The following is a 16,987-nucleotide window of genomic DNA, read 5'->3' as shown; positions in this document are numbered from 1 at the left end:
TTTATATAAAAAGAGTCCACAAGATGACAAAACGTAAAAAGACTGACATAAAAAACTTTACGGTGGTAATTTATAGAACCGCCCTATAAATAATGTGCTGTTTCAGCGGAAAAGAACCGATGGATAAGAATAAGTTGCATGGCTCTCTACAACCTCCACCATGCCATCTATTGGGTTACAGTATCACAGTTGGTACGCAGCGTTGATGACAACCGAGCTACTGGAAACATGATATTTGCCGTAAGCAAGATTGATTTTGAAGCGATGAAGATTGATGCCTGCGCCACACGAAAAGCCTGCGCCGTGATTGCTCTCCTCGTCAATGCTGGTAATGCTCATTTCGTTGGCACGCCTAAAGTTGTAACCTGCGCCCACCCATACTTGGTCGGAGAATAAGATGTCTATTCCAGCAACCAAATGATGTATCAGTTTGTAATTGAGGTGATTGAGATCCACCAAAGTGGCATGAAACCTTAAAGGAGTGTGTATCAGCCGTTTGCTCACGCCTAATTGCACATCCAGAGGCATGCTTTCGTAATTATCATCGTAGGCTTTCAACTGTCCTCCCATGTTTTTGGCAACCAAGGATGCCGACCAGCCTTTGTCAGGGTTGTAATAATTAATTCCAACATCAATCCCCATTGCCAATGAATTGTAGCCACCAATATAAGATGTAAGCAACTTAGCCGAAATGCCTCCAGACCATAAGTCGGACAACATATAAGAGAAATAGCCAGACAGTACAATATCTTTGGCTGAAAATTCTCCGATTTGGACATTTTCAGCTGTGGTTTGCTTCATCTTTCCATAGTCAACATATTGGGCAGCGAGTGCTACAGATGCCCTTTCTTTGATGAGTTTATTGAAAGCCACACTCAGCATATTAACGCCCGACATATAGTTGAGGTAGTTCAAGTTGAGTGTTTTGTCACTCACCGAAGTGAGCAATGCGGGGTTATGGAAAACAAGGGCTTCGTCGTCTTCAATCACTGAAACGTTGTCTCCACCCAAGGCAGCCGCATGCGCACTCATGGGTACACGAAGAAAGTTGTATGTTGTCTGGCTTTCTTGTGCATAGGCGGTGCTCACAAGAAATAAAGAGAAGAGGACAAATGCGGCTTTTTTCATTTAATTTTCCTAATTTATGTGCAAAGTTACAACTATTTTCAAATAACTTATTATCTTTGTGTACTAATTCGTATACTGAATAACGGAAGAAACAGCAGTTTATTGCAGTGGCTCAAGAGGATGCGGAAGAGGAAAAAGTAATCATGGTAGTGCATCAGAAATCGGAAAAGCCCTCTCTTGAAGAGAGTAAGACAACAGGTTTTTTGTTAGGTCTCATTCTCGTTTTGTCGCTCTTGTTTGTTGGGTTCGAATATAACAGCCAACCACAAGAGGACACATCGTCGGAGGATATGTTGGACGAATTGGCGCAAGACATTGAGTTACATCCAGCCATAGACGAAAAAGAAATGGTGAGTACTGCTTCTCAACCCACCACACAGGTGGTTACCGACCGTATCAAAGCGGTAGATGCTCCCTTGAAACAACAAATAGATAGATTGCTACCTAACACAGCCAGTCCGCTACTTATTGGTGACGGAAGTGCAGAGGCATTAAATGCGAAGATATCAGAAGCCCTACCTCCTATCCCTTTGGTGAATAACCAGACTCAGAATATCCGAATAGTAGAACAGATGCCAGAGTTCCCTGGAGGTGGGTCTGCTTTCGTACGATGGCTGACCAGTCAGTTGCGCTACCCGCCAGTTGCACAAAGCAAGAAGGTACAAGGAAAGGTTGTCGTCTCATTCATTGTCAATAAAGACGGAAGTATTGTCGATATCAAACTCGAAAAGTCGGTCGATCCGTATTTGGATAGAGAAGCCTTACGTGTTATACGCATGATGCCCAATTGGACACCTGGTGTACAAAACAATCGTCCCTGTCGCACAATGGTGGCAGTGCCTGTGGTCTTTAAATTATAAAAATCAATTAAATATATACATTGCTATGATGACATCTAATGAAATGCTGAAGTTAATCAATGAGCAACTCGAGCGTTTGTCTGACAACCGAGAGCCACGTCATCTTTACGAACCGATAGAATATGTCTTGTCGTTGGGTGGAAAGCGCATTCGTCCTATCTTAATGATGTTAGCTTACAATCTGTATCAGGAGCATCCAGAAGAAATCCTAATGCCCGCCTGTGCCATTGAGACATACCATAATTATACTTTATTGCATGACGACTTGATGGATTGTGCAGACCTGAGGCGCGGTTGTGCAACAGTGCATAAGCGTTGGGATGCAAACACTGCCATACTTAGTGGCGACTCGATGTTGGTATTGGCTTATCAACGCATGGCTACTTGTCGGGCTGATTACTTAAAAGAGGTGATTGACCTGTTTACTCAAACGGCTTTAGAGATTGGAGAAGGCCAGCAATATGATATGGACTTTGAGAAGCGGGATGATGTGACAGAAGACGAATATATTGAAATGATTCGTCTCAAAACAAGTGTTCTTTTGGCTTGCGCCCTAAAAATTGGTGCCATTTTGGGAGGTGCCAGTCAAGAAGATGCAGAGAATTTGTATCGATTTGGAGAAAAGATTGGTTTGGCATTTCAATTACAAGACGACTACCTTGATGTTTACGGAGATACCAAGGTGTTTGGGAAAGCCATAGGCGGAGACATCATCAGTAATAAGAAAACTTACATGCTGATTAACGCATTTAATTTAGCAACCCCAAAACAACGTGCTGAACTCACCGAATGGACGCAAAAAGTGCAATTCGATAAGCAAGAAAAGATTGAGGCAGTAACTGCTCTTTATAATGCCATGAGAATTGAGCAGTTGGCAAAAGATAAGATTGCTTATTATTTTGAAGAAAGCAAAAAATATTTAGAAGCAGTAAAGTTGCATGCCGAGCGAAAGCAAGAACTGCTGTCGTATGCCAACCAACTTATGAATAGGGTGAAATAAAAGGATGCGAAATCCGACTGTTCGACCTTTTTAAGAAGAGTTGAGTAGTTGTTTTTTAGCATGAATGAACCTCATTGCCAAGTTCAAAGTAGAAACCTCAAAGAATTAGAAAGTCTCGTTAAATGTCCAACGCTCAAAGTGTAAAGTTCGTAGATACTCATGCCCATTTGGATGGAGAAGAGTTTAAGGACGATTTGCCTGAAGTGATAGCACGTGCGCAAACGGCAGGTGTAGGCAAGATATTTGTCCCTGCCATTGATTTGGCGCACTTCCCAGATGTAATGCGTGTGAGCCGCAGTTATCCTAATGTGGTGTACCCGATGATAGGACTACACCCCGAAGAAGTGAAAGAAGATTGGGAGAAGGTGCTGGAAGAAATGAAATGTGTGTTACAACAAAATTTACAAGCACCAAATGACAACCCTCGTATCATCGCTGTGGGAGAGGTTGGTCTTGACTACTATTGGAGCAGAGAATATGAAGGTGAACAACTGAAAGCTTTTGAAGAACAGGTAAAGTGGTCGATAGTATTTGGACTACCCTTGATGATTCACTGTCGAAAGGCTCAAAACGAGATGGTGAAACTGTTACGAAAATACGAAAAAGACTTGCCTGGTGGCGTTTTTCATTGCTTCACAGGAAACGAGAAAGAGGCGGCAGAACTGCTATCCTTCGAACGGTTTGCATTGGGAATTGGGGGCGTGCTGACCTTTAAGAGCAGTCATCTTCGTGAAATGTTACCCGTCAACGTACCTCTGAACCGTATTGTTTTGGAAACGGACAGTCCATATATGGCGCCCGTTCCTATGCGTGGAAAACGGAACGAGAGTGCATTTGTTGCGTATGTCATGAAGCAATTAGCAGAGAGTTACAAAATACCAGAAGAAGAAGTTGTACGGCAAACAAATGCAAATGTTCAACGCATTTTTGGAATACAGACGGATGAAATGTTGTAGGAGCATGAGATTATTGAACGCCATCTTCGCATTGTTAATTCTTTCTACTACTGTTCAGGCCGCTGAGACTGATTCATTACACCATTATAACTATTCCCTCCACGTCATGCCGGGTAAGATTCTCGCTTTGGACAAGTATGCAGCGAAGTGGATTAGAGAGACAAACAACCTATCGATAGCAGCGGAAATAGGGCGAGTGGCATTACCCACAGACAGCGACGCCTATGCGGCAGATTTTGGATATCCATCACTTACTTTAGGGGTGAGATACATGCTTAATCATCAGGTACGCCTACGGCGCAGCCCAGATACGGCATGGGGAATGGCAGAAATGGTGGATTACGACTCACACTTGGGGAATACACTCTCCTTATACGGCAAATTCTATCGCCCATTTGCTCGTCATCAACATTGGGAAACTGCCTATTCGTTGAGCTTTGGCATTGGTTATAGCCATACAAAGTACAACAAGCAAAACAACATCGATAACGAGTTGATAGGAACAAACGCACTGATTTATTTTGGAGCTGGCGTACATGCAACCTATCATCTCAACGAACAATGGGGCATTAGAGGCGGATTGGAGTTTGTACATCATAGTAATGGTGCGCTTTATCGCCCCAACAAAGGTTCCAACTCTTTTGGAACATCAATCGGTGTGGTATATGAGCCTTATTACAACCTGTTGGTACATCGAACAAAAGCCTATTCACCACAGCCCTTTGAGCGATATTGGTATCTGAATTTATCCGCAGGAATGGGAGCCAAAACAATGTTGGAAGATTGGCTCACAACACAATTTCGAACCCCCTCTTCTCATCCCGATTATCGCACGGAACACTTCAAGGTTTATGCAGCCTATTCGGTGCAGGCAGACGTGATGTGCCGATATGCCCGTCGTTGGGCATCAGGAATCGGCATAGATTGGTTTTATGGCACCTATGCCTCGCACATTGCCGACTTAGATGCGCAACAAGGAAACATCGCAAAGCACAGCCCATGGTCGTTAGGAATCGCTGCCAAACACGAAGTATTTTATCATCAATTGTCCTTGGGAATGTCCTTTGGTTGGTATTTGCATCGCCAGATGGGTTATAATGCCCTGTTCAATGAGTCACGATTCTACGAGCGAATCGGATTGCATTATACATTTTCTTCGGCTGGCGGGCTGAAACTGGGTATTAATATCAAGGCGCATGAAACGAAAGCAGACCTTACAGAACTTGTTATAGCCTATCCATTCCGATTGTGATAATGTACAGCTTTTTGTGCATTTCTTCAGAATAACTGCAAAGTTTTATCGTTTTTTCGTCCGAATTAAAGATAAATATATTACTTTTGCACCAGCAAAATGCAAAAGGAAAGATGCTCGAGTGGCTGAAGAGGCACGCCTGGAAAGCGTGTAACCGTCTAAAGCGGTTCGGGGGTTCGAATCCCCCTCTTTCCGCAAAGCAAGTTTTTACGTAGCTTGCAATTTTACGAAAAATTGCCATTTCCACTAAGCTGAACATTTTTAAGAGTCTTTCTTCTACAAATAAAGCAACATATAAAAATGACGATTGCTTCCTTCCAGCCAACTTGAGGCAGGGGAAAATTTACTGCTTTTTATTGATATGTAAAACATCAGCTCTTGCTATTGACCCTCTGATGGGATGAATTTAATCAGCTCCAAAACATTTTTTTTCGAAGGATGTGCTATAAATTTTGTGGGGATAAAACTATTGTAGTACTTTTGTATAAAGAAAAAATAAATGTATTAGTTTTGCACTATTCCTTGGTGAATAACTGAGTACCTGAGCTGTCTCCATAGGCAGAAGCGCATAGTGTGGATAACAAGAATGGAAAGGAATAAAATGGAAAAAGATAGTTTAATTATTGTGAGTGGTGGCATGGATTCCATTACCATGCTTTACGAGTATCAACAGCGTATCGCTATAGGCGTTTCATTCGATTATGGCAGCAATCATAATCAAAAAGAAATACCTTTGGCAAAGATGCATTGCGAACGATTAGGCATACGGCACATTGTCATTCCCCTGTCATTTATTCACGATTATTTCAAAAGTAGTCTGTTGGAAGGTGATGATGCTATTCCCGAAGGGCATTATGAGGAAGAGAACATGAAATCGACAGTGGTCCCTTTTCGCAATGGAATCATGCTGGCTGTGGGTTGCGGATTAGCTGTAAGTAACCATTTGAAATATGTAATGATTGCGAATCATGGCGGTGATCATACCATATATCCCGATTGTCGACCTGAGTTTATTGATAGTTTTTCGCAAGCCATGACTGCAGGAACCTTTGAAGGTATCACCATTTTAGCTCCTTATACACGGATAAGCAAAGGTGAGATAGCTCTCCGAGGTAAGAAACTGGGTATCAATTATGCCGAAACTTGGTCGTGTTATAAGGGCGGAGATAAGCAGTGTGGCAAATGTGGGACATGCGTTGAGCGCAAAGAGGCATTGGCATTTGCAGGTATCAAGGACGACACGCCATACGAAGATTAAAAGATATTGAAAACAAATAGAAATCAAAAGAGGCAAGGAAAGAGCCAATACCGTTCTTTCAACGCTTACTCGTAAAACAAAGAAATATGATTTATTGCGTATCCAAACGTATGGAAATTAGTGCGGCTCACCGACTTTCGCTCTCTTACGAAAGCAAGTGTCAATGTTTGCATGGACATAACTGGATAATTACGGTATATCTTTTTAAGAAAGATAAATTGAATGGCGATGGGATGGTGTTCGATTTTACGCACATCAAAAAGGCTATTCACGATCAATTAGACCATGCTTACATCAACGATGTCATTCCCTATAATCCTACTGCGGAGAATATTGCGCGATGGGTCGTTAATCAATTCGACGAATGTTATAAGGCAGAGGTGCGAGAAAGCGAAGGAAACGTAGCTCAAGCAATAGACGAAACAAAGATAGTGGGTATAGAAAACCTTGTCATGTAAATATAGCAGGAATGAATCACGATGTACGTACCTACAAAGTAAACGAAATCTTTTATTCATTACAAGGCGAAGGGCATCATGCAGGTAAAGCAGCTGTCTTTGTTAGGTTTGCTAAATGTAATCTACACTGTTCGTTTTGCGATACGAATTTTGATGAGTATACAGAAATGTCTACACAACAAATCATAGAAAATGTGCAACAATATGCGCCCTGTAACTTTGTTGTCATCACTGGAGGAGAGCCTACTTTGCAAGTAACGGCTACGCTGTTGCAGCTTTTTCATGTACATGGCTATTATGTATCTATGGAAACCAATGGCACTCATCCCATTCCTAAAGGAGTTGATTGGATAACATGTTCGCCAAAGAAAGCATTTATAGAGGCTGGAGATGTGCAAATTAAGCAAGCCAATGAGATTAAAGTGGTGTATGACGGCATACACCCTATAAGTACTTTTGGCATTGAGGCGGAGGAACGATATGTGCAACCTTGTGACGTAGGTGATGAGTCAAGGAATAAAGAAATTCTGCAGAAAGCAATTCAGTTTGTGAAAACGCACCCTCAATGGAAACTTTCTTTGCAATTACATAAACTCATAGGAATTCAGTGATACATGAATTTTTATTTGACTTTGATTTACAATGAACAGATTTGATATAAATCTAAGGAATAAAAGTCAGAGGAGGAGAAATATTTTTATCATGACCTTTGCATAAAAGTAACTAATTTTACACTTATTATAACAGGCTTGTTTGGTTTTCTTCTTCAAAATATGTACCTTTGAAAATTCTAAAAAAGGAGTGCTATTTAATCATAAAACTTTATTGGCAGAAATACAAAATGACAAGATTCATTATTAAACAAATACTGTGTTTGCTTTTTCTTTTTGGAGGAAATTTGTGTTGTATGGCTCAAAATGCGGTAAGTCAAGATTCAGTCAGCGTGCAAGAAAGCGATAGTATTGCTCATTCCGAGTTGAATGCTGCGTTAGCTGACGTAGCTGACACCACTGTTGCCGAACCTCAAACAGGAGGTTTACACCAGTTCTTGAAGACAAAATTCATAGAAGGAAATGCAGGGTTCATGTCTTTGGTTGCTTTGGTGTTGGTGCTGGGATTAGCATTTTGCATCGAAAGAATCATCTATTTGAGTCTTTCAGAAATCAATGCCAAACAATTTATGAAAGACTTAGAAAAGAAAATCTATGAGAGTGATATCGAGGGTGCAAAGCAACAGTGTTTGCAGACACGCGGACCTGTAGCATCACTCTGTTATCAAGGATTGGATAGAATTGACGATAGTATTGAAAATATAGAGCGTTCTGTAGCAGCCTACGGTTCGGTTCAGGCAACTAACTTAGAGAAAGGGTGTTCATGGATTACGCTCTTTATCGCAATGGCTCCTTCCTTAGGCTTCTTAGGAACTGTTATTGGTATGATTATGACATTCGACCAGATTCAAATGGCTGGCGATATTAGTCCTACAATTGTTGCTGCTGGTATGAAAGTGGCACTGATTACCACCATCTTTGGAATTATTGTGGCACTGGTATTACAGGTATTTTATAACTATATCTTGTCAAAAATCGACCATATCACAGCCCAAATGGAGGAGTCGGCCATCACGTTATTAGATACGCTCATGAAGCATAAACAGTCTTAAGATGAAACATATAGATTTGCATCATCGCTCTACGGAACGGATTTCGCAGCTTATTTTTTATTTTTTGATAGGCATTACGTTTGTGGTGTTTGCGCTTTTTTATCTTTTGGGTTACCAGCAGCCTTATCTTGATAACCCAGACTTCAATGAACCATTGCTGACTAATTTGCTCATTTTCGCCATGTATGGATTCATTCTTATCGCTCTATGTGTAACCATGTGGGCTGTACGGAAGGAAATTCACTGTGCAAGTAATCAGTCAAGACTTGTTCATGGTATCCCTGTCCAACTCATTAGAAGATGCGTAGCTGGTGGATCTTGCCTTCTTTTGTTAATTACATTTGCTTTCGCCTCCACCAATCCAGTGGTGAGTAATGGTAAAAACTTTACGAACAACTTGTTCTTGCGTATTGCAGACCAGCTGATTTATACCTCCTCTATCCTACTCATCGTAGCTGTTGGTGCTGTAGGATATGGCATCACAAGATATCGAAGAAAACATAACTCGCAACATGTTCATTCGTAAACGAAAACATCAGATTCCAGGATTGAATACAACTTCTACGGCAGACATTTCTTTCATGCTTTTGATATTCTTCTTGGTTACCACGTCTATGGATGTGGATAAGGGGTTACGTCGACAATTACCGCCTGCACAACCGAAGACTACACAGCAAGAAAGTATTGTAGATAAAGACAAATTACTGGAACTTAGCATTACAGCAGACAACGTCGTGATGCAGAATGGACACAAAATTGGGATACAAGATTTGCAGGTACAAGTGGAAGACTTTATATTGCGACTTGGTAAAGAACATTTAATTACAATTAAGACTGCGCCAGAATCAACATACGACACCTATTTCCAGTTACAACATTGTTTGATGGCAGCTTATAAAGAGGTACGAACTAAATGGGCTCAACAACATTTTGGACATTCTTTTGACGATTGTTCTGATAGTGAACGACAAACAGTCATTGAGCATTGTCCGCAACGTATTGCCGAAACCTATCAAGACACGGGAGGAGGAATGAGCCGATGATACAGTTCAGACGTAGGCTTCGAGGTGTGCCAGAACTAAACACAGCATCGTTACCTGATTTGATTTTCACTGTTTTATTCTTTTTTATGATAGTGACACACATGCGCGAGGTAACCTTGAAAGTAAAGTATCGAGTTCCACAAGGCACAGAGTTAACACGACTTACCAAGAAGTCAGCAGTTGTATATCTGTATATCGGAATGCCCATCACAAGTTTTGGCAAAACGACAGGGCAACCTATGCAGGTGCAATTAAACGACCGATTAGTACGAATTGATGAAATTGCTGACTATGTCAGTGCAGAAAGAGATAGAATGTCACCCGAAGATCAGCAGCAAATGATTATTTCCATAAAGGCTGACAAACATACATCCATGGCAACTATCAATCAAGTGAAGCAAGAGTTGCGTAATGCTAAAGCCCTGAAAATTAGCTATTCAGCCGAAGATGTGAAGCAAAAATAGCAACGAGAACGTTTTTACAATCCAAACAAAAGTAGTTGTTTACCCTTTTTAGTTACGCATGTTTTTATCTTTTTTTATTATTTTCTTTTTGAAGTAATAATCTATCACAAAAAAAACTTAAATCATTGTGAAACTCAACACTTTATTGTATATTTGCAAAGGAATAAAAAAGAATATAAATCTTCACAGGTTTTCCATGAGGTATCTTTAAGTCAGGATTCAACGAATAAAGCTAACTAAAGGTAAAAGAAGAGAAGGCAAAAAGGTCTGGAGACACACGCCCTTTTAGGTAGAATTGTTTGTCAGGAATCTTACTGTATGGCAATCACTTGTGAAGTCGATAAACTTAACTATGGGACATCATAATTTAGACGCATTGGATAAGAAGATCCTCACTATGATAGCAGAGGATGCTCGTACTCCATTCTTAGAAGTTGCCCGCGCATGTAATGTCAGTGGAGCAGCTATTCATCAACGTGTTCAAAAACTTATCAACTTAGGAGTTATCAAAGGCTCACAGTTTATTTTCGATCCAGAAAAGATTGGTTATGAAACTTGTGCTTATATCGGACTGCATTTGAAAGATCCAAATGATTTCGACCGTGTTGCCGAAGAGCTTCAAAAGATTCCTGAAATCGTGGAATGTCATTGTACAACGGGCGATTTTGACTTGTTTGTTAAACTGTATGTAATGAACAATCATCATCTGATGAGTATCATACATGACAAATTGCAGCCCTTAGGACTTTCAGGTAGTGAAACCATGATTTCATTTAGAACAGTTATAGATAGACAACTGCCTGTTTCTCAAATTCAGATAGAGACTAAAAGCAGCGAACTTGAGGAAGAAGATTAACAATATTGGTTTAACAAGTTTGTTTATCAGGATGATATAACTACAATTCATTTGATGAGGTGTATTGCTTAGGTGATACACCTTTTTTATTTGTTCACTATTACAACCGATGCAATTAGATAAGAAAAGACAAAAAGTTAAAAGGATGAAGAATTTTCTGAAAAAGTTTTGATAAAAATTTGAATTGTTGTAATATTGCGATATAAAAGTTTATTGTTAATCTTTCAACCATGTATTGTACTATGATGAAAAACTTAAATTGTACAAAACTTATTGTTGCACTTTTTGCCTTGTGCTTCGTTGCCTGTGAAAAACCTGTGTTGAACGATGATTCTTCGCAAGAGAATCCAACTTCAGAAGACTTATATCATCTCACTTTTCGTATGAGCCATTATGAACAGATTCCTTTTGAAGAAGGATTGAAGCTCTCGCGCTCCACCAATATTACCAAGATGTGTACACGCATCAGTTTGGCAATTTTTAAGGAAGGCACTAAGGTAAAGGCAATTCATCAAAGTCAGAAAGATACCAATTTTGGAGTGATAGAAGCAAATTTGCCTGTTGGTTCGTATCAAATTGTGGCTATTGCACACAGCGGAGACGGCTCTGCCACCATTACATCTCCCGAAGCTATCTCCTTTCCTAAGAACAAATTAACGGATACGTTCTATTACTTTCAAAATATAACGGTTGGCGAGAATAAGACTTACGATTTGGAAATGAAGCGAGCTGTAGCCATGTTTAGATTGATTACCACAGATAAAATACCTGATGCTGTACAAAAGATAAAGTTCTATTACACGGGCGGCAGCTCTACTTTTAATGCTGTCACAGGTTATGGTTGCAAGAATTCTCGTCAGACAGAGGAGCGAAGCATCGCCAAAGAGCAACGAAATGGTCAGGGCACATTTGATGTTTTCACCTTCCCACATGAAAAAGCAAATGCCTTGAAAATGACGGTTTCCGCCTTAAATGCTACAGGAGATGTCATTACAGAACATGAGTTTTTGGAAGTTCCTGTCAAACCTAATCAAATTACACAGTACAAAGGTGCTTTTTTCCAAAATACTTCATCAATGGAAGCAAATCATTTCACTTTTTTTGTCAACGAGCAATGGACGAAACTGGAATACCCGTATTAAAGCCTATTGAGGAATGCGAAGCCGATTATAGCACGAGCATCGTGGCTTTATCTTCATCAAAACGAATAGGATAATATCGAGACAGAGAGGGATTTGGTAACTGTAAAGGACACATGGATTGCCCACCTTATTATATAAAGCTGGATATGGGGACTATTCGTTAGAAAGTTTCTTTTCGGTAAACACTCATCACTAAGAGCGTAGCGGTTAAGGTAGCGATGCCGCAAAAAGCTGTGAGCATGAAGAAACGTCGATAGCCCAATGCCATTTGTAAAGTCCCCGAGAGAATGAAAGGAATAGCCATGGCAACAGCAGCTAAAGCAACACAAAGCATAAAAGTAGAAAAACGTTTCACCTCACTGTAATACACAAGGAAGTGTAGATACGCATAACTACCAAACCCATAGCACAACTGTTGAATAAAACTACACCAACAAATCCATGTGAAGTTATTAGGTAGCGAAAAACTCAAGTGTATGAACACAAGCGAAGGCACCAAAATAGCGAGTGCCATGAGTAGCAACAGTTTTTTCAGTCCATAGCGATGAACCAGCCAAATGCCTAAAATGTCTCCTGTCAACAATCCAAATACTCCCACTGTTCCGTACGCATATCCAAACTCTTGTGGTGATAAGCCTAAACCGCCACTACTCCCTAAGTCTAATTGAAACAACATGGATACGGGTAAAAGCAGATTTGTTGGTAAAAGATAGCAAACCAAGAAAAGGACTCCTGGCCACGAACTTGGCGTGCGAATAAGGTCGGCACTGGTATTGAGACACGCATAAAACATATCGGATAACAATATATCTCGCTCGCGGTAACTTCGGGTAAAGCGGGGCAATAGGCAGACATGCCATATTGACAAGACGAACAAGAAAGCACTTAGCAAATAGTAGGCGGAACTCCACGAAGCTCTTATCAAACGAGTTACAACTTCCAAATTACCAGCAACCATGCAGACAATGCCCACAGCGATGAGTAATGCCAGTCGATACACTAAGCGTTTGAAGATTCGTAGCAATGATACTTGCTGGCACCGGATAGAAGTGAGTGTATATTTGTCGCTTGCTATGTCATGAAACACGTTGCTACTCATCAATATCACATAAAGCAGTACTGTGTAATTTGTCCACGATTGTTGTGTGATAGTGTATCCAATGGCTGCAATACAAATCACATTTATCATTTCTGTCGCTAATATCCAAAGCTTGTTGAAATAGCCTTTGTGTACAAAAATTGATAATACTGGTCGGAACATCCAAGGCAACATGGTACAACCTATGTAGAAAGTGATTTCACTATTTTGATATCCCAAGCGTTTCAGCATCACCAACGAGGTGAAGAGAAGCATCGCATACGACAGTCCTTTGAACAGGTACAGTGTAGGCATCCACTTCCATGGCAACCTGTCAATAGTCACCTGTTCAAGCGGAGAATTGAATATCATTCGGCTCATCTCTTTCATTCTTTTCCGTAAAGCTTTGTTGTCAATGCAAATACTGTCTGTAGTGTAGCCTATAGCTATCCTAATTTTGCAAAACGAGTGTACTGGAGGAGGTTATTCATATAATTTTTGCAACATTGCGTCTCGGTAATAATGTGCCAAGATTTCATCGTATGTATATCCCTCTTCTCCCATGACGGCAGCACCAATCTGACACAGTCCAACTCCATGCCCCCACCCTGCTCCAGTCAAAACGAACTGCTGCGGAATGCCGTTGATTACTTCTTTTTTATCAACCACAAAAGCCGAACTATAAAGATGTGAGTCAGAGAGGGTTCTACGAATTTCTAATTCCTTGCCAATAGTGAATGTCAACTGGCTTCCTACTATCTTCAGTCTTGATATCCTACCGCTCTTTCCTCGCTCAAGGGCAATTAAGTCTAAAATATCTCCAAACGTCTTCTTTGTTTTTTCTTCTATCAACGATTTAAGCTTGGCTTGTGAGTAGGTTACCTTCCAGCGATAGAAATCGGTGGTTTCTTGGTCATAATCGTTCAATACTTGCGCCAACACTTTCTGATCAGATGTATGACAGAAAGCTTCTGGGGTTGTCCTTATCCATTTTTCTGCATTCTCTTCATTGGTCAAGTCTGGCAAGATATCGGGCTGTACCTGTGCTTTATTTGGTATATCACGCACTGCTCGAAGATAGGGTTTAGAGATATTTTCCCAGCAATAGGGGTATTCTTCGCTAATGCCTCCACAGCATTTGCTAAACCGTGCATCGCAAATTTCATTTTCGTACATCAGCACTTGCCCTTTGGTTTGCTTGATAGCTTCCGAAACATATTGGTTGGGCACGGTTGTGATGCCTTGATAGCGCTGACAATGGTCGTCCGCACACACGTCAAAGAGTGTGTGGTCTTCACGATCATACCATCTAATGACTTCATCATCCTTTTTGATGAAAGAGAAAAATCCTGTGGTTGCCTCTTCGAGATGTTGACGCTTTTCTATTTGTGCCAAGAGCCAACTACGGGAAATAACCGCATGCGCCTTCAACAATTCCAAAGAAGAAGTGGCTTTCATCTCGCTGGAAATAACACTCTCCAAATAACGTTCTACGGAAATGTCATTGATGGCGAAGATTTTTCCGCCTTCCACAACAAGTCTGAGGGTGCCATAAAAAGTTTGCGTCTCTTTACGTTCCCAGTGAAAATTCACGCCAATAGTCACATCGTTGAGGGAGAATGTTCCCTCTTGGGATTGTGGTACGAAGGTGAGTTCTCTATAGTAATTACCTTTCCACTTAATGGCGCCATCCACTAATTGTACTTCTTGCTCTCCATTGACCACCTCTCCTTTTGCCAAAAAGTTTTGGTTCAAAGAAAACAGAATTGTCTCGGCACCCACTATTCCTACTGACACCTTCGGTTCTCGCTGATTGACAATACATTTTAGGGTTGAGTTTTTGGAGTCGGTCGTGGATGTAAGTTTCGCAATGACTTGCTTTATCTCGTCCTGCGACAATGTCATTTCTCTTAAAATTTCCTCAATCTGCTGCCCTGAAATCTTTTCAAAGTCCTGCAAACGTGGCGTTATCAACAATCCCGACATATCTAACGCACCGGGGCTAATGAGCATTTGCTGCTCTCCCTGTGCGAAATAACAGGCAGGTCGATGTTTCTTGCGTGGAAAAATAACACTGATGAAATTATCTTCTCTACGCCAACTAACAATGTTCAACATCGGTTCTGTGTCGTCATCATGAAGTGGAAGGGCATTATAGAGTTGTAGGAATAGCTTTTCATCGGCTGCTTCCGACCGGCTTTGAATCACGAACGCTGGACATGGATAGCCACTAATGAGCGATAGGGATTCCTCTGCGTTTAGCACTGTCAGTGGTTTCAACGATTGCGCTAACACTTCCCAATTGAGCATTAAAGGCAAGACATTGGCACTCCCCCCTTGAAAATGCATGTGATCGGGTGCTGATGCACCGCATTTCGGACCGTTGTAAAAAAACATCAAATCGGGGAAAATGCTTAATAACCGATGCAGTTCCGTATAATTTTTGCGTATTTGCTGTGGTTGATGCTGACGCAACGGAATCGTAAAATGTTGAGGAAGAATGGGAAAAGGATTGATTAAGAGTTCAAACTTGTCATCTATCACCTGCTTCATCTGCACCGCTGGTCGATTCTTTTCGCATAAGAAACACGGTCTGGCAGCTAACGCTTTTTTATCTATCTTTGCCCCCGTAGACACCATTCGAGCAGGGTTGTATTGCACTTTCATGTGTAGCGAGCCTACTTCTACCTCTTTTGTCTCCACCTGTTGAAGTTCATTGAACCGTTGCTGTGCATCGTTCCATTGTTTCAGTTGTTCTTCCACAAAGACTTCGAGCGATAGGTCATTCGCTTTTAAGGCAGCAGTGCCTGAAGTTGAATGTTTCTCCTTATTCAAATCAGATATTGAGGATTGGTTGTTGCTTCCATTCATAGTCTCACCATTTAAGTCATATTAGTTGTTGTGCAAAGATACTTAAAATTAAAGATAATGCAGAAAGAAATGTTGTGTTTTTAAGGAGAATACATCAAAGGACGATGCTCGAGAAACAGTAGCTATAATGACCACTCTTGCAGACAGAACAGTACTGCCAACCTCGGTATGCACTGTTCGGTTGAGACCACTCATCCTTATCGTGCGTGAAAACTTCTTATAAGTCCACACTGTGAACATAGAAACAATACAGACCGCATGAAATAGGGATTTCTTAGCGGTAGATTGATACAGTCAAACGAGTGTTTCTTAACCAATTAGAAAAAGCACATTTTGTCCAATAAAATGACATTAAATCGGCTATCCAAAAATTGCAAAATAGAAAAAATCAATAGGCAAACGATATACAAAATTATGCTGATTTGAACAAAAAATACGTCTTTTCAAGTTGGAGCATTGACTTAACAGCCTTGGAAGCATACAGTAGCAGTGCTATTCACATGTTTCAACAGCATTAAAGCATACAAATAGCAGGCTTATCTTAATGCTTTAGCTGCCAAAAAATGGTAAAAATAGGAAGGAAAAGAAGCTCTTTAGGTGTAACGTATTCAATAACAATGGATTATGAGCCTTGCTCATTTTTAGCGTATTTGCGACCCGTTTTGCAGTTGGTTGTAAATACGCGAATTATGAGAGGGGTGTTGTAAAGAAAATTCACAGTATTATTAGCTTCTATTGATGCCTGCAATCGGCATCTCGGTGATACATTCATGCAGTGATTTAACAATCGGAGACAAGCCTTCGCCTGTCCTTTTTTAGCAACAAGTTAAAAAATATCCAGTCTTTTTGCGTATCTTTGCAGAAGATAGGTTTCGCCCCAACATAGAAAATAAATTTTCTCTGTCTTGGGCTTGCACTATCTCTGCAAATAGGATAGATAATATTTTAGCGAATAAGG

Annotated in this window: 16 protein-coding genes and 1 tRNA gene; 14 read left to right on the top strand and 3 right to left on the bottom strand. The window is 40.7% G+C overall.

Translation table 11 applies throughout. The features are described from left to right. Positions 1 to 183: 183 nt before the first annotated feature. Complete coding sequence (gene porQ, locus HMPREF9304_RS06235) at positions 184 to 1,128, bottom strand: type IX secretion system protein PorQ (RefSeq protein WP_036927464.1); 945 nt, start codon at positions 1,126 to 1,128, stop codon at positions 184 to 186. A 107-nt stretch (positions 1,129 to 1,235) separates the two neighbouring features. On the opposite strand from porQ, the gene HMPREF9304_RS06230 reads away from it, so the two are divergent. The 14 genes from HMPREF9304_RS06230 (at position 1,236) to HMPREF9304_RS06165 (ending at position 12,080) form a co-directional block, all read left to right on the top strand. Further along, positions 1,236 to 1,988: an energy transducer TonB gene (locus HMPREF9304_RS06230; protein ID WP_197061649.1), complete on the top strand. Its 753-nt coding sequence runs from the start codon at positions 1,236 to 1,238 to the stop codon at positions 1,986 to 1,988. Positions 1,989 to 2,013: 25 nt separating this feature from the next. Further along, positions 2,014 to 2,988, top strand: coding sequence for a polyprenyl synthetase family protein (locus tag HMPREF9304_RS06225; RefSeq protein WP_197061648.1), 975 nt, complete (start codon positions 2,014 to 2,016; stop codon positions 2,986 to 2,988). 122 nt (positions 2,989 to 3,110) lie between these two features. After that, on the top strand, positions 3,111 to 3,944 hold the full coding sequence (locus tag HMPREF9304_RS06220) for a TatD family hydrolase (RefSeq protein WP_036927460.1): 834 nt from the start codon (positions 3,111 to 3,113) through the stop codon (positions 3,942 to 3,944). A gap of 4 nt (positions 3,945 to 3,948) precedes the next feature. Further along, positions 3,949 to 5,196, top strand: coding sequence for an acyloxyacyl hydrolase (locus HMPREF9304_RS06215; protein ID WP_081953662.1), 1,248 nt, complete (start codon positions 3,949 to 3,951; stop codon positions 5,194 to 5,196). A gap of 107 nt (positions 5,197 to 5,303) precedes the next feature. Beyond that, positions 5,304 to 5,391, top strand: a tRNA-Ser gene (locus HMPREF9304_RS06210). A gap of 391 nt (positions 5,392 to 5,782) precedes the next feature. Beyond that, the gene (gene queC / locus HMPREF9304_RS06205) at positions 5,783 to 6,454 is read left to right on the top strand and encodes a 7-cyano-7-deazaguanine synthase QueC (RefSeq protein ID WP_231564481.1); all 672 of its coding nucleotides are present in this window, start codon (positions 5,783 to 5,785) and stop codon (positions 6,452 to 6,454) included. A gap of 89 nt (positions 6,455 to 6,543) precedes the next feature. After that, positions 6,544 to 6,912, top strand: a complete 369-nt coding sequence (locus HMPREF9304_RS06200; protein ID WP_052045969.1) for a 6-pyruvoyl trahydropterin synthase family protein — start codon at positions 6,544 to 6,546, stop codon at positions 6,910 to 6,912. 11 nt (positions 6,913 to 6,923) lie between these two features. Next, complete coding sequence (locus tag HMPREF9304_RS06195; protein WP_036927459.1) at positions 6,924 to 7,523, top strand: 7-carboxy-7-deazaguanine synthase QueE; 600 nt, start codon at positions 6,924 to 6,926, stop codon at positions 7,521 to 7,523. A 230-nt stretch (positions 7,524 to 7,753) separates the two neighbouring features. After that, the gene (locus HMPREF9304_RS06190) at positions 7,754 to 8,575 is read left to right on the top strand and encodes a MotA/TolQ/ExbB proton channel family protein (protein WP_036927457.1); all 822 of its coding nucleotides are present in this window, start codon (positions 7,754 to 7,756) and stop codon (positions 8,573 to 8,575) included. A gap of 1 nt (position 8,576) precedes the next feature. Continuing rightward, positions 8,577 to 9,101, top strand: a complete 525-nt coding sequence (locus HMPREF9304_RS06185) for a hypothetical protein (RefSeq protein WP_036927455.1) — start codon at positions 8,577 to 8,579, stop codon at positions 9,099 to 9,101. After that, positions 9,088 to 9,618: an ExbD/TolR family protein gene (locus HMPREF9304_RS06180; RefSeq protein ID WP_036927453.1), complete on the top strand. Its 531-nt coding sequence runs from the start codon at positions 9,088 to 9,090 to the stop codon at positions 9,616 to 9,618. The genes HMPREF9304_RS06185 and HMPREF9304_RS06180 overlap by 14 nt, the downstream gene beginning before the upstream one ends. Beyond that, complete coding sequence (locus tag HMPREF9304_RS06175) at positions 9,615 to 10,082, top strand: ExbD/TolR family protein (RefSeq protein WP_036927451.1); 468 nt, start codon at positions 9,615 to 9,617, stop codon at positions 10,080 to 10,082. The genes HMPREF9304_RS06180 and HMPREF9304_RS06175 overlap by 4 nt, the downstream gene beginning before the upstream one ends. A gap of 352 nt (positions 10,083 to 10,434) precedes the next feature. Further along, on the top strand, positions 10,435 to 10,938 hold the full coding sequence (locus tag HMPREF9304_RS06170; RefSeq protein WP_008121633.1) for an Lrp/AsnC family transcriptional regulator: 504 nt from the start codon (positions 10,435 to 10,437) through the stop codon (positions 10,936 to 10,938). Between the two features lie 242 nt (positions 10,939 to 11,180). After that, entirely contained in the window at positions 11,181 to 12,080 is a 900-nt protein-coding gene (locus HMPREF9304_RS06165) for a DUF6562 domain-containing protein (RefSeq protein ID WP_052045961.1), read from the top strand. Positions 12,081 to 12,240: 160 nt separating this feature from the next. Here HMPREF9304_RS06165 and HMPREF9304_RS06160 read toward each other — a convergent pair whose 3' ends face one another. Both HMPREF9304_RS06160 and HMPREF9304_RS14005 read right to left on the bottom strand, forming a co-directional pair. After that, positions 12,241 to 13,548 carry an MFS transporter gene (locus HMPREF9304_RS06160; protein WP_036927449.1) on the bottom strand — a complete coding sequence of 436 codons (1,308 nt, stop codon included), beginning with the start codon at positions 13,546 to 13,548 and terminating at the stop codon, positions 12,241 to 12,243. A 93-nt stretch (positions 13,549 to 13,641) separates the two neighbouring features. Then, on the bottom strand, positions 13,642 to 16,029 hold the full coding sequence (locus tag HMPREF9304_RS14005; protein WP_081953661.1) for a DUF4922 domain-containing protein: 2,388 nt from the start codon (positions 16,027 to 16,029) through the stop codon (positions 13,642 to 13,644). Positions 16,030 to 16,987: the final 958 nt, after the last annotated feature.

This window comes from Hoylesella timonensis S9-PR14, from assembly GCF_000762405.1.
GTDB classification, from domain to species: Bacteria; Bacteroidota; Bacteroidia; order Bacteroidales; family Bacteroidaceae; genus Prevotella; species Prevotella timonensis_A.
This window is presented reverse-complemented; position numbering and strand designations above follow the sequence as displayed.

Excerpts from the sequence above, each read along its gene's own strand:
- porQ (WP_036927464.1), bottom strand. The coding sequence starts at position 1,128 with ATGAAAAAAGCCGCATTTGTCCTCTTCTCTTTATTTCTTGTGAGCACC.
- HMPREF9304_RS06225 (WP_197061648.1), top strand. The coding sequence starts at position 2,014 with ATGATGACATCTAATGAAATGCTGAAGTTAATCAATGAGCAACTCGAG.
- HMPREF9304_RS06220 (WP_036927460.1), top strand. The coding sequence starts at position 3,111 with ATGTCCAACGCTCAAAGTGTAAAGTTCGTAGATACTCATGCCCATTTG.
- HMPREF9304_RS06215 (WP_081953662.1), top strand. The coding sequence starts at position 3,949 with ATGAGATTATTGAACGCCATCTTCGCATTGTTAATTCTTTCTACTACT.
- queC (WP_231564481.1), top strand. The coding sequence starts at position 5,783 with ATGGAAAGGAATAAAATGGAAAAAGATAGTTTAATTATTGTGAGTGGT.
- HMPREF9304_RS06195 (WP_036927459.1), top strand. The coding sequence starts at position 6,924 with ATGAATCACGATGTACGTACCTACAAAGTAAACGAAATCTTTTATTCA.
- HMPREF9304_RS06190 (WP_036927457.1), top strand. The coding sequence starts at position 7,754 with ATGACAAGATTCATTATTAAACAAATACTGTGTTTGCTTTTTCTTTTT.
- HMPREF9304_RS06185 (WP_036927455.1), top strand. The coding sequence starts at position 8,577 with ATGAAACATATAGATTTGCATCATCGCTCTACGGAACGGATTTCGCAG.
- HMPREF9304_RS06180 (WP_036927453.1), top strand. The coding sequence starts at position 9,088 with ATGTTCATTCGTAAACGAAAACATCAGATTCCAGGATTGAATACAACT.
- HMPREF9304_RS06175 (WP_036927451.1), top strand. The coding sequence starts at position 9,615 with ATGATACAGTTCAGACGTAGGCTTCGAGGTGTGCCAGAACTAAACACA.
- HMPREF9304_RS06170 (WP_008121633.1), top strand. The coding sequence starts at position 10,435 with ATGGGACATCATAATTTAGACGCATTGGATAAGAAGATCCTCACTATG.
- HMPREF9304_RS06165 (WP_052045961.1), top strand. The coding sequence starts at position 11,181 with ATGATGAAAAACTTAAATTGTACAAAACTTATTGTTGCACTTTTTGCC.
- HMPREF9304_RS06160 (WP_036927449.1), bottom strand. The coding sequence starts at position 13,548 with ATGAAAGAGATGAGCCGAATGATATTCAATTCTCCGCTTGAACAGGTG.
- HMPREF9304_RS14005 (WP_081953661.1), bottom strand. The coding sequence starts at position 16,029 with ATGAATGGAAGCAACAACCAATCCTCAATATCTGATTTGAATAAGGAG.